Below are 11,764 nucleotides of genomic sequence, written 5' to 3' on the forward strand. Positions count from 1 at the left end.
TCAGGCGTTGGAATAGCGCTCGGTTTCCGGCATCCAGCGCTCAATTAACGCTGCCGCCTGTTCGGGGTAGCGTTCATGAATATGGCGAGCCAGGCGCTGAACTTCTGGGATCATGGCCTGATCGCGCAGCAAATCCGCCACTTTGAACTCGGCGTTCCCCGTCTGACGCGTGCCCAGCAGTTCGCCCGGACCGCGGATCTCCAGGTCTTTTTGCGCAATCACAAAACCGTCGTTGCTGTCGCGCAGCACCTGCAGACGCATCTGGGCGGTTTTGGAAAGAGGCGCTTTGTAGAGCAGAACGCAGTGGGACGCAACCGCGCCACGGCCGACGCGCCCGCGCAGCTGGTGGAGCTGGGCAAGGCCGAGACGCTCCGGGTTTTCGATGATCATCAGGCTGGAATTCGGGACGTCCACGCCGACTTCGATCACCGTGGTGGCGATCAGCAGATGCAAATCACCCTGTTTGAACGACTGCATCACCGCCTGTTTTTCAGCGGGCTTCATGCGTCCGTGAACCAGACCCACGTTCAGCTCCGGCAGCGCCAGCTTAAGCTCTTCCCACGTGGCTTCGGCAGCCTGCGCTTCCAGCAGTTCAGATTCTTCAATCAGCGTACAGACCCAGTAGGCCTGACGCCCTTCCTGGGTGCAGGCGTTGCGCACGCGGTCAATGATATCGCTGCGGCGCGTGTCGGGAATGGCGACCGTGGTGACCGGCGTACGGCCCGGCGGCAGTTCGTCGATGGTGGAGGTATCCAGATCGGCGTAGGCGGTCATCGCCAGGGTGCGCGGGATCGGCGTGGCGGTCATGATCAGCTGATGCGGGTGGAAGCCCTGCTGCAGCCCTTTCTCCCATAATGCCAAACGCTGATGCACGCCGAAGCGGTGCTGCTCGTCGATGATCACCAGCGCAAGACCGTTAAACTGCACCTGCTCCTGGAAGATAGCGTGCGTGCCGACAATCATCTGCACCTGCCCGCTGGCAATAGCCTCCTGTTGCGCAAGGCGCGCTTTGCCTTTTTGCTTCCCTGCAAGCCAGCCCACTTCAATCCCGAGTGGCGCAAACCAGGCGCGGAAATTGTTGGCGTGCTGTTCAGCCAGCAGCTCGGTCGGCGCCATCAGCGCCACCTGCTTACCGTGGGCAATCGCGCGCAGGGCCGCCAGGGCGGCAACCAGCGTTTTACCGGAGCCCACGTCGCCCTGCACCAGGCGCATCATCGGCACGTCGAGCGCCATATCGCGTTCAATCTCGGCGGTGACGCGCGCCTGCGCGCCGGTGGGTTTAAACGGCAGAGAGGCCAGCAGCTTATCTTTGAGCTCATCACGAGGGCTTAAGGGCTGGGCGTGGAAACGCTGCGCGCCCGCGCGAAGCGCCAGCATGCTCAGGTTATGTGCCAGTAATTCCTCAAGGATAAGACGCTGTTGGGCGGGGTGTTTGCCGCTTTCTAAATCGCTGAGCTGCAGCGTTGGCGGCGGTCGATGCAGGGTTCGCAGCGCCTCGGGCAGGCTCATCATGCCCTGCGCCAGCTCGGGCGGCAGCAGCTCGGTAATGGCGCAGGTATCCAGCAGCTCCAGCGCCTGATCGGTGAGCTTACGCAGCGTCGCCTGCTTGATGCCTTCGGTCGTCGGGTAAACCGGGGTAAGCGTCTCCTGCATTTCCGGCGTGCTGAGATCGCCCTGCACGCGGTACTCCGGGTGGATCATCTCTGCGCCGTATTTCCCGCGTTTGGCTTCGCCATAGGCCAGCACCCTGCGGCCCGTCGCCAGGCTGTTTTTCATCGCCGCGCTGAAGTTGAAAAAACGCATGGTGAGAATGCCGGTGCCGTCGCTGATCTGGCAGGTCATCATCCGGCGTCCGCCGAAGGTGATGTTGCAGTTCAGGACTTCGCCTTCAACGGTGGCGTAAATGGCGGGAAGGAGATCGCCAATCTTGTAGAGCTGAGTGCGGTCTTCGTAACGCAGGGGGAGGTGAAGCAGGAGATCCTGCACGGTGTGTAGGCCAATTTTTGCCAGCTTATTGCTTTGCGCCGCGCCCACGCCTGTCAGGCTGTTAAGCGGGATGGCATCCAGCAGGCGGCCTTTCATCGCTTACCCGGCGTACTGCATGGTGGCCCACCACTCGGCATCGGCTTCAATTTCGCCCTGCGCGTTGACGTGGGGGTAAGGCAATTTTTTCTGCTTCGCAACGCGAGCCAGCACCGGATAACCACCTTCAAACAGCAGGCGCTGCTGTTCATCTTCCGGCAGCATGCTGTTGCTGCGCTCGTACATCCCGGCGTTCTGACGCTGACGCTGCGCTTCATACAGAATGAGTGCGGACGCCACGGAGACGTTCAAAGACTGCACCATGCCGATCATCGGAATGATAATGTCACGATCCGCCAGATCCAGCGCTTCCCGGGAGATCCCGGTTTTCTCCTGACCCATCAAAATGCAGGTCGGGCGGGTGTAGTCGATCTCGCGGAAATCTACGGCTTTAGCGGACAGGTTAGTGGCAAGGATCTGCATCCCGCGCCCTTTCAGGTGCGATACGGCTTCGCCAATGGTGTGATGATTTTTGACAGACACCCAGCTGTTGCTGCCTGCCGCCGCCGAGACCGTATTGCGCATACGGCCATCCGGCCAGACGGCGTGCACTTCATGCACACCGACGGCATCTGCGGTACGAACGATAGCAGAAACGTTATGGGGTTTGTGCACCTGCTCCATGCAGACCGTCAGGTCAGGCTGACGCCTGGCGAGCATTTCGCAGATACGTGCATAACGTTGTGAATTCATAAACCTAGTTTCGGTTTCGGGTGACTTTAATCACGTCCGGCATGACGCGGATCTTGCGCATAATATTCGCCAGATGCACGCGGTCGCGGGCGGTCAGACGAATAAAGGCGCTGTACACGCGGCCATCTTTTTCTTCCGTATTCAGGCTTTGAATGTTGGAAGAAGCCGTGTTGATCGCTGCCGTCAGGTTCGCCAGGGCACCCTGATGGTTGAACATATCCACCTTAATTTCGGTGATAAATTCCTGCGCCGTCTCTTTATCCCACTCGACCGCCATAAACTTCTCGGCCTCTTTCTGGTAGCCGCGAATGTTACGACAGGACTCGTGGTGGATAACCAGCCCTTTGCCCGGGCTGACGTGCGCAATAATCGGGTCGCCAGGTATTGGACGACAGCATTTTGCGAAGGTGATCAGCACCCCATCCGCGCCTTTAATCGGCAGGTGTCCGTGGCTTTGCGTGGTTGCAGGCACCGCTGTCGTGTCGCCTTGCTGCAGGTTCTTCGCCACCACCACGCTCATGGCGTTGCCGAGGCCAATCTCTGCCAGCAGGTCATCAAGCGACGCGAGCTTCATGCGCTCCAGCTCGCGCTGGACGTTCTCCTGCGGAATTTCAGCCAGCTTACGGCTGCCGCCCAACGCGTGGTTGAGCAGACGACGCCCCAGGCTGACGGAATCATCACGCTTGAGGTTTTTCAGCAGCTGGCGAATTTTGGCGCGTGCTTTGGAGCTCACGACAAAGTTCAGCCAGGCTGCGTTCGGACGTGCGCCCGGCGCGGTAATAATTTCTACCGTCTGGCCGCTGGAGAGCGGCTGAGAGAGCGGATAAGGCTGTCTGTCGACGCGCGCGCCGACGCAGGCATGCCCGATATCGGTGTGCACGGCGTAAGCGAAGTCGACCGGCGTTGCGCCCGCAGGCAGTTCGACAATGCGGCCTTCAGGGGTGAAAACGTAAATCTCATCCGGGAAGAGATCGGATTTAACGCTCTCGATAAATTCAAACGAGCTACCCGCACTCTGCTGAAGCTCCAGCAGGCTCTGCATCCAGCGCTGGGCGCGGATTTGTGCGGTCGTGCTGCTTTCGCCACCGTGCTCTTTATACGCCCAGTGTGCGGCAACACCCATCTCTGCCATCTGGTCCATGTCTTCGGTGCGAATTTGCACCTCAACAGGCACGCCGTGCGGACCGATCATCGAGGTGTGCAAAGATTGATAGCCGTTCGCTTTTGGGATAGCGATGTAATCTTTCATGCGCCCCGGACGCGGTTTGTAGAGGCTGTGCATCTGCCCCAGCACGCGATAGCAGGTGTCCGAGTCGTGGACGATCACGCGGAAAGCGTAGATATCCATGATCGAGTGAAAACGCTGCTCTTTGAGCACCATTTTGCAGTAGATGGAGTACAAATGTTTTTCACGACCGCTGACGCGGCACGGGATTCCCGCTTCCTGTAAGCGCCCTTCAATTTCCGAGAGGATTTTTTGAATCATCTCTTTACGGTTACCGCGTGCGGCTTTCACCACCTCTTTAATCACGCGATAGCGGTTCGGGTACAACGCTTCAAAACCCAGCTCTTCCAGCTCGGTTTTAATGTGGTGAATACCTAAACGGTGCGCCAGCGGACTGTAGATTTCGAGAGTTTCACGGGCAATGCGGCGACGTTTATCCGGGCGAAGTGAGCCCAGCGTGCGCATGTTGTGGGTACGGTCAGCGAGTTTGATGAGAATGACGCGGATATCCTGCACCATCGCCATAATCATCTTGCGGAAGTTTTCGGCTTGCGCCTCTTTCTTGTCGCGGAAATTCAGCTTATCAAGCTTAGAGACCCCTTCCACCAGTTCGGCAACGCTTTTGCCAAACAGCTGTTCCATGTCCTGATAAGTGGCAGGGGTATCTTCGATCACGTCATGCAGCAGAGCGGCCATCAGCGTTTCGTAGTCGAGTTTCATCTCGGCCAGAATACAGGCCACCGCTACCGGGTGCGTGATATAGGGTTCACCGCTTGAACGTGTCTGGCCCTCGTGAGCGTCACGTGCAACGAGATACGCCTGCTGAAGACGCTTAATCTGGTCTTCAGGCAGGTAGGTTTGAATCAGTTGATTCAGGCTTTCAAACAGATACAAGGGCGACCCGCAGGTTTAATTAACGACGACCTTCAGCAATAGCGGTTACGGCCTGCAGTTCTGCGGCTTCCTGCTCTTGCTGCTCCTGGCGCTCACGCACGTCGAGGATCTGGTTGTTGATCAGACCTTCTTCGATTTCGCGAAGTGCAATAACGGTGGTTTTATCGTTTTCTTCCGGTACCAGCGGATCTTTACCGCCTACCTGCATCTGACGAGCGCGACGCGCGGCGACCAGCACCAGGTCAAAACGGTTACCAATTTTCTCTACAGCGTCCTGAACAGTTACGCGTGCCATACTTAAAATGCTCCACAGGTGAAGAAATGACTGGGCATGATACTGAAAGTGGGTTCAGTCTGCCAACAGTTTGGTGATTAATGCGTCATGTCGCTGCTTCTGGCGGCTCATACGCAGACGTTCTGCACGAAGAATGGTTTTGAGATCGCTCAGCGCGGCATCAAAATCATCGTTCACAATAAGGTAATCATATTCCGCGTAATGGCTCATTTCTGCAACAGCCTGTTCCATACGCTTTGCGATCACTTCTTCGCTGTCCTGACCGCGGCCACGCAGTCGGCGATCCAGCTCATCTTTCGATGGCGGTAAAATAAAGATACTGCGCGAGTCAGGCATTTTCTTACGAATTTGCTGTGCGCCCTGCCAGTCGATATCCAGGAACACATTCACGCCCGTGGCCAGAACCTGCTCAATGGTTTCACGCGAGGTACCGTAGTAATTACCGAATACTTCAGCGTGTTCAAGAAACGCGTCTCTGCCGATCATCGCTCTGAATTCGTCGTGATCCACAAAGAAATAGTGTTCACCGTGCACTTCACCCGGACGCGGCGCTCGCGTGGTGTGAGAAACAGAAACCTGTGTGTCGTACAACGGTTGGGTTTTTAACAGTGCCTGAATAAGGCTGGATTTACCCGCGCCACTAGGGGCAGAAACAATATAAAGCGTGCCTTGAGCCATGAGAGTCTTTTGTATGTGTTAACGAAGAAGTCCTACATACGGGCTTATTATACACGTCACCGCCGTGTGACGTAGCCTTTGTCACACTTTTTCCCCTGAATTATTGAATTTTGCGTGCCGTTTTCAGGTTTTATCCGTGGTTTTCAACAACCAAAAGAAACACCGGATAGCGTCTCGCATTGTGAAACGTTGCCGTTAGCGTTGTTTCAGGCATCCGGGTATACCTCCTGCAATGCAAAGGAGGGGTAGCGATGTGGCGATGGATAAGCGGGTTAATGCTGTTGTGGTGTGGCTATGGCGCGGCAGTGTGTCCGGTGTGGTCGCAGGCAAAAGCAGAAAAAGAGATGGCGTCGTTAAGCGCGCAAATCAAAGGCTGGGATGAGGCCTACTGGAAGCAGGGCGTGAGCGAGATCAGCGACGAGGTTTACGACCAGCTTCACGGGCGGTTAACGCTGTGGCAGCGCTGTTTTGGCAGCGAGCCTTCAGAAGAGAAACTCCCGGCGCTGGTGGGAAGCGTAAAACATCCTGTTGCCCATACGGGTGTACATAAAGTGGCCAGCAAAGAGGAGTTGAGACAGTGGATGCGTGCCCGACAGCATCTGTGGATGCAGCCGAAAGTTGACGGTGTGGCGGTGACGCTGGTCTATCGCAACGGAAAGTTAACCCAGGCTATCAGTCGCGGTGATGGCCTGAAAGGGGAAGACTGGACCGGGAAGGTGCGTTTAATCCCGTCTGTTCCGCAAAAGCTCACCGGCGCGCTGGCGAATAGCGTCTTACAGGGCGAGCTTTTCTGGTTACGCGACAATCACATTCAGCAGCAGATGGGCGGAATGAACGCTCGCGCAAAGGTGGCAGGGGCGATGATGCGGCAAAAGGATAACTCGCTATTGAGCAAGATCGGCGTATTCATCTGGGCCTGGCCGGACGGACCGAAAGATATGCGTACCTCTTTAGCTGAACTGTCTCAGGCCGGTTTTACGCTGTCGGCACGGTATACGCTACCCGCCGAATCTGTCGATGCCGTCGAGAAGCAGCGCGCGGCCTGGCACGTGACCGCATTACCCTTTGCCACGGATGGGATTGTGGTGCGTTCGGAGGATGAACCCGCGGGTGAAGAGTGGTTACCGGGAGAAGGCAGCTGGGTTGTCGCGTGGAAATATCCTCCCGCAGCCCAGGTTGCAGAGGTGAGTGATATTCATTTTTCCGTGGGGCGCACGGGCAAAATTTTCGTTGTAGCAGCGCTGGAGCCCGTACAACTGGATGATAAACAGGTGCAGCGGGTGAGTCTGGGCTCGGTTGGGCGCTGGCAGAATCTGGATATTGCTCCAGGGGATCAGATACAGATCAGCCTGGCCGGGCAGGGTATCCCCCGGTTTGATAAGGTGCTCTGGCGCGGAACGGACAGACATAAACCAGAGCCACCGGCCTCACGCTATCATGCTCTTAGCTGTTTCTATGCTTCACCGGAGTGTATGGAGCAGTTCTTTGCCCGGCTGACCTGGCTCAGTTCAAAGCAGGTACTTGATATTGAAGGAGTAGGCGAGTCAGGCTGGCGAACCCTCTGGCAGGCGCATCATTTTGAACATCTCTTTTCATGGCTGTTATTAACGCAGGCGCAGCTGCAGGCTACACCGGGGTTTTCCTCTGCACGCGGGCTGGCGCTCTGGCACCGATTTAATCTGGTGCGCGAGAAGCCGTTTATCCGCTGGCTCATGGCAATGGGTGTGCCATTGACCCAGGCTTCGCTGAAGGCGATGGGAGACATATCGTGGCAGAAGATGAGCGGGCGCAACGCAAAGGACTGGCAGACCCTGCCGGGAACAGGAGAGGAGAAAGCGCGACAAATCGTTAACTGGATTCACGCCCCTCAGATAGATGTGCTGGCGAAATGGCTCGCTGAACAGCACATCAACGGGTTCTGAAGCTAGTGGGCGCTGTGTTTGTAATGAAAAACGGGCAGCCCGAGCTTCAGACGCAGCGCCAGCATGCGGGCCGTAAAGCCAAACAGCAGCGTTGAGATGACCACCACGTCATGGTTTGAAACGTAATGCTGCAGAGCGATATAGAGCACCGCTGCCGCAAAGGAGATGCCGGCATACAGCTCTTTTTGAAAGACCAGGGGGATGCGTTTGCAGAACATATCGCGCAGCACACCGCCGAATACGCCCGTGACCACGGCGGCGATGGTGGCGATAACCGGTCCTTCCCCCATATCGAGCGCGATTTGTGCGCCGATGATCGAAAAGACAATCAGCCCCAGCGCATCAAGCACCAGAAACAGGCGGCGAAGATGGGGCATAACGGGCGCCACTATGGTCGTTAACACGGCGGCCGTCGCCACAATAATCACGTACTCAGGGTGTTTAACCCAGCCGAGCGGGTAATGGCCAAGCAGAATATCGCGCACGGAACCGCCGCCCAGTGCGGTCGCCGTAGCAATAATGATCACGCCGAAGGTGTCCATACGGCGACGTCCGGCGGCAAGCGCGCCGGTCATGGCTTCTGCGGTGATGCCAATGAGATAAAGGATGTGAAGCAGCATATACCCTCCGGTGTGAACGTGGGGGAGGTTAGCGATTTGTGCGCAAGATCACGATTGAGATTTTCTAAGGCGAGTCAGTTTGCCCTATAAATTTTTATCAAGTTCTATAGAGAAAGCTTGATGGAGGGCGGTAAAGCGACAAAATTGCTGTTGGGATGGATTAGAAATAGTAATGGGTGGTGCGGTCGACACCACCCGAAAAGCATTATTCGATATTCTGGATTTGCTCGCGCATCTGCTCAATCAGCACTTTCAGCTCAATCGCTGAATTCGTCACTTCTGCATTGATCGATTTAGACGCCAGGGTGTTCGACTCGCGGTTGAACTCCTGCATCATAAAGTCCAGACGGCGGCCCACAGCTTCTTTCTTCTTCAGAATGTTGTAGGTTTCTTTAATGTGCGCTTCCAGACGGTCCAGCTCTTCAGCGACATCAATACGCTGCGCCATCAGCACCAGCTCTTGTTCCAGACGGGTGTTTTCCAGCTGAACTTCCGCTTCTTCCAGTTTGGCGACAAGGCGCTCGCGCTGCCATTGCAGCACTTCTGGCATATGGGTGCGGACTTTCGCTACTTCGGTGCTCACGCCTTCAAGGCGCTGCTCAATCATCGCTTTCAGCGCCTGGCCTTCGGTTTCGCGGGCAACGATAAAGTCGTCCAGCGTGCCGTCGAGGGCTGCCAGGATTTCAGCGGCAATAGCATCCAGATCCTGCTCACCGGCCGCCATGACGCCAGGCCAGCGCAGAATATCAACCGGGTTGATTTCGCCTTCATCGCTCTGCATTTTGACCCAGTTCGCTGCATTCACGAGCTGTTTCGCCAGTTTTTCGTTGAGGATGAGCTCGCCCTGTGCGCTGGCATCGGGCTCAAAGCGCAGGTTACATTCCACTTTTCCGCGCGTCAGACGCGTACGGATACGTTCACGTACGACAGGCTCAAGGCTGCGGAACTGCTCCGGCATACGGAAATACGTTTCCAGGTAACGCTGGTTTACCGAGCGCATTTCCCATGTGGCGCTACCCCAGCTACCCTTGATTTCACGCCGGGCGTAGGCGGTCATACTGCGGATCATAGACATTCCCGTTTTTAAAGGAGAGATGGGGGGATTATAGCTTTCGGGGGCTTCTCAGGATAGGAATAAGCGTCCTTTATCCGTATAATGCGCAGCCACATTCGTTTCAAGCCGGAGAATCCATCATGCGTCCATCAGGTCGTAGCGCCAATCAGGTGCGTCCCGTCACCCTGACCCGTAACTATACAAAACACGCTGAAGGCTCCGTGCTGGTTGAGTTTGGTGACACTAAAGTGCTGTGCACCGCCTCCATCGAAGAAGGCGTTCCGCGCTTCCTGAAAGGTCAGGGCCAGGGCTGGATCACCGCTGAATACGGCATGCTGCCGCGTGCGACCCATACCCGTAACGCCCGTGAAGCGGCGAAGGGTAAGCAGGGCGGGCGTACCATGGAGATTCAACGTCTGATCGCGCGTGCGCTGCGCGCCGCCGTTGACCTGAAAATCCTCGGCGAATTCACCATTACTCTCGATTGCGACGTGATTCAGGCTGACGGCGGTACGCGTACGGCGTCGATTACCGGTGCCTGCGTGGCGCTGGCCGATGCCCTGAACAAGCTGGTTGCGGCCGGCAAGCTGAAAACCAACCCAATGAAAGGCATGGTTGCGGCGGTTTCTGTCGGTATCGTTAATGGTGAAGCGCTTTGCGATCTGGAATACGTTGAAGATTCCGCAGCAGAAACCGACATGAACGTGGTGATGACCGAAGACGGTCGCATCATTGAGGTGCAGGGCACGGCAGAAGGCGAGCCGTTCACCCACGAAGAACTTCTCTCCCTGCTGGCGTTGGCCCGAGGGGGAATCGAATCCATTGTAACGACGCAGAAAGCGGCGTTAGAAAATTGATTTTAAAGGCGACCAATTAGTCGCCTTTTTTTTGCCTGTAAGACAGAAAAACCAAAGGAGCAAATCCATGAAATCGTATCAGCGCCAGTTTATTGAGTTTGCGCTTAACAAGCAGGTACTTAAGTTTGGCGAATTTACGCTGAAATCCGGGCGTAAGAGTCCCTATTTCTTCAACGCCGGGCTGTTTAATACCGGGCGCGATCTGGCACTGTTAGGCCGTTTCTATGCCGAAGCGCTGGTGGATTCCGGGATTGATTTTGACCTGCTGTTTGGCCCGGCCTACAAAGGCATTCCGATTGCGACCACCACCGCGGTGGCGCTGGCGGAACACCATGACCGCGACGTGCCCTACTGCTTTAACCGCAAAGAGGCTAAAACCCACGGCGAAGGCGGGAATCTGGTCGGCAGCCCGCTGCAGGGCCGCGTCATGCTGGTCGATGACGTAATCACCGCGGGCACGGCGATCCGCGAATCGATGGAAATTATCCAGGCCAACGCTGCGACGCTGGCTGGCGTGCTGATTTCGCTGGATCGTCAGGAGCGTGGCCGTGGCGAGATTTCCGCTATTCAGGAAGTGGAGCGTGACTATAACTGCAAAGTGACGTCGATTATTACCCTGAAAGAGCTGATTGCGTATCTGGAAGAGAAGCCTGAAATGGCGGACCATCTGGCAGCGGTAAAAGCGTATCGCGAAGAGTTCGGGGTGTAATTAAATTGCCCGGTGGCGTTACGCTTACCGGGCTTACAGATTACTGCAACTGAGCAGCCACTAACGGCCAGCGGGCGTCAAAATCGTCCGTTGGACAGTATTTAAATTCGCTACGCACAAAGCGGGAGAGCATCCCTTCACAAAACGCCAGTATCTGGCTCGCCAGCAGAGTCTCATCAATACTGTAACCTTCGCCTTCACGCATTTTCTTCTCGCGCAGAACCTGGCGCAATTGCGCTTCAATACGCTCGAAAAGCTGGTTAATGCGGCCCTGCAGTCTGTCCTGTTCAAACATCAGCGCGTGGCCGGTGAGAATGCGGGTTAAGCCCGGATTGCGTTCACCGAAGCCCAGGATTAACAGCACAATCAGACGCAGACGCGCGGTAGTGTCTTTTTCGTCTTTCAGAATCAGGTTGATGCGCGTAATCAGGCTGTCTTCAATAAACTCGATCAGGCTGTCGAACATCCGGGTCTTGCTCGGGAAATGACGGTACAGCGCCGCCTCAGACACGCCTACAGAGGCGGCCAGTTTAGCGGTGGTGATGCGTTGACTGCCATCGCTGGATTCAAGCATCAGAGCCAGAGATTGAAGTATTTCTTCGCGACGATTCCTTTTCGCAGTTTGTTTTTCTGCCATGTTACAAAATACCCCTGAAAATAAGCACTTGCCAGGCTGGCATCCACACAGCGACCGCAAACGGGCGTTTGCGGTTTGTTATTGCATTATAACGCTGT

General features: G+C 56.1%; 11 protein-coding genes. 3 read left to right on the plus strand and 8 right to left on the minus strand.

The window, feature by feature from the left end; translation table 11 throughout:
• Genes recG through gmk form a run of 5 tightly spaced genes read right to left on the minus strand, consistent with a single transcriptional unit; the run spans position 1 to position 5,867 of the window.
• Positions 1-2,082, minus strand: coding sequence for an ATP-dependent DNA helicase RecG (gene recG / locus SPG90_RS18240; protein ID WP_023309881.1), 2,082 nt, complete (start codon positions 2,080-2,082; stop codon positions 1-3).
• A gap of 3 nt (positions 2,083-2,085) precedes the next feature.
• Entirely contained in the window at positions 2,086-2,775 is a 690-nt protein-coding gene (gene trmH / locus SPG90_RS18245) for a tRNA (guanosine(18)-2'-O)-methyltransferase TrmH (protein ID WP_045354723.1), read from the minus strand.
• A gap of 4 nt (positions 2,776-2,779) precedes the next feature.
• On the minus strand, positions 2,780-4,894 hold the full coding sequence (gene spoT, locus SPG90_RS18250) for a bifunctional GTP diphosphokinase/guanosine-3',5'-bis pyrophosphate 3'-pyrophosphohydrolase (protein ID WP_023309883.1): 2,115 nt from the start codon (positions 4,892-4,894) through the stop codon (positions 2,780-2,782).
• A gap of 19 nt (positions 4,895-4,913) precedes the next feature.
• Entirely contained in the window at positions 4,914-5,189 is a 276-nt protein-coding gene (gene rpoZ, locus SPG90_RS18255; RefSeq protein ID WP_000135058.1) for a DNA-directed RNA polymerase subunit omega, read from the minus strand.
• 54 nt (positions 5,190-5,243) lie between these two features.
• Positions 5,244-5,867 carry a guanylate kinase gene (gene gmk / locus SPG90_RS18260; RefSeq protein ID WP_010426438.1) on the minus strand — a complete coding sequence of 208 codons (624 nt, stop codon included), beginning with the start codon at positions 5,865-5,867 and terminating at the stop codon, positions 5,244-5,246.
• Positions 5,868-6,118: 251 nt separating this feature from the next.
• Here gmk and ligB point away from each other — a divergent pair, with 251 nt between their 5' ends.
• A complete protein-coding gene (gene ligB, locus SPG90_RS18265) occupies positions 6,119-7,789 on the plus strand; it encodes an NAD-dependent DNA ligase LigB (protein ID WP_126303905.1) in 1,671 nt (556 codons plus the stop codon).
• Positions 7,790-7,791: 2 nt separating this feature from the next.
• On the opposite strand, the gene SPG90_RS18270 is transcribed toward ligB, so the two are convergent.
• Together SPG90_RS18270 and SPG90_RS18275 are read right to left on the minus strand one after the other, a co-directional pair.
• Positions 7,792-8,409: a trimeric intracellular cation channel family protein gene (locus SPG90_RS18270; RefSeq protein ID WP_023334014.1), complete on the minus strand. Its 618-nt coding sequence runs from the start codon at positions 8,407-8,409 to the stop codon at positions 7,792-7,794.
• Between the two features lie 205 nt (positions 8,410-8,614).
• Positions 8,615-9,478, minus strand: a complete 864-nt coding sequence (locus SPG90_RS18275; protein ID WP_126303903.1) for a YicC/YloC family endoribonuclease — start codon at positions 9,476-9,478, stop codon at positions 8,615-8,617.
• 125 nt (positions 9,479-9,603) lie between these two features.
• On the opposite strand from SPG90_RS18275, the gene rph reads away from it, so the two are divergent.
• A complete protein-coding gene (rph, locus tag SPG90_RS18280; protein WP_010426431.1) occupies positions 9,604-10,320 on the plus strand; it encodes a ribonuclease PH in 717 nt (238 codons plus the stop codon).
• Positions 10,321-10,387: 67 nt separating this feature from the next.
• Complete coding sequence (gene pyrE / locus SPG90_RS18285; protein WP_045400340.1) at positions 10,388-11,029, plus strand: orotate phosphoribosyltransferase; 642 nt, start codon at positions 10,388-10,390, stop codon at positions 11,027-11,029.
• Between the two features lie 40 nt (positions 11,030-11,069).
• On the opposite strand, the gene slmA is transcribed toward pyrE, so the two are convergent.
• The gene (gene slmA, locus SPG90_RS18290; protein ID WP_024906630.1) at positions 11,070-11,666 is read right to left on the minus strand and encodes a nucleoid occlusion factor SlmA; all 597 of its coding nucleotides are present in this window, start codon (positions 11,664-11,666) and stop codon (positions 11,070-11,072) included.
• Between the last annotated feature and the right edge of the window lie 98 nt (positions 11,667-11,764).

It is taken from the genome of Enterobacter sp. D2 (assembly GCF_034427575.1).
Taxonomy (GTDB): Bacteria; Pseudomonadota; Gammaproteobacteria; order Enterobacterales; family Enterobacteriaceae; genus Enterobacter; species Enterobacter cloacae_M.

Coding starts and splice junctions, on each gene's coding strand:
- rph (WP_010426431.1), top strand. CDS start 9,604: ATGCGTCCATCAGGTCGTAGCGCCAATCAGGTGCGTCCCGTCACCCTG.
- trmH (WP_045354723.1), bottom strand. CDS start 2,775: ATGAATTCACAACGTTATGCACGTATCTGCGAAATGCTCGCCAGGCGT.
- slmA (WP_024906630.1), bottom strand. CDS start 11,666: ATGGCAGAAAAACAAACTGCGAAAAGGAATCGTCGCGAAGAAATACTT.
- SPG90_RS18270 (WP_023334014.1), bottom strand. CDS start 8,409: ATGCTGCTTCACATCCTTTATCTCATTGGCATCACCGCAGAAGCCATG.
- SPG90_RS18275 (WP_126303903.1), bottom strand. CDS start 9,478: ATGATCCGCAGTATGACCGCCTACGCCCGGCGTGAAATCAAGGGTAGC.
- gmk (WP_010426438.1), bottom strand. CDS start 5,867: ATGGCTCAAGGCACGCTTTATATTGTTTCTGCCCCTAGTGGCGCGGGT.
- recG (WP_023309881.1), bottom strand. CDS start 2,082: ATGAAAGGCCGCCTGCTGGATGCCATCCCGCTTAACAGCCTGACAGGC.
- rpoZ (WP_000135058.1), bottom strand. CDS start 5,189: ATGGCACGCGTAACTGTTCAGGACGCTGTAGAGAAAATTGGTAACCGT.
- ligB (WP_126303905.1), top strand. CDS start 6,119: ATGTGGCGATGGATAAGCGGGTTAATGCTGTTGTGGTGTGGCTATGGC.
- pyrE (WP_045400340.1), top strand. CDS start 10,388: ATGAAATCGTATCAGCGCCAGTTTATTGAGTTTGCGCTTAACAAGCAG.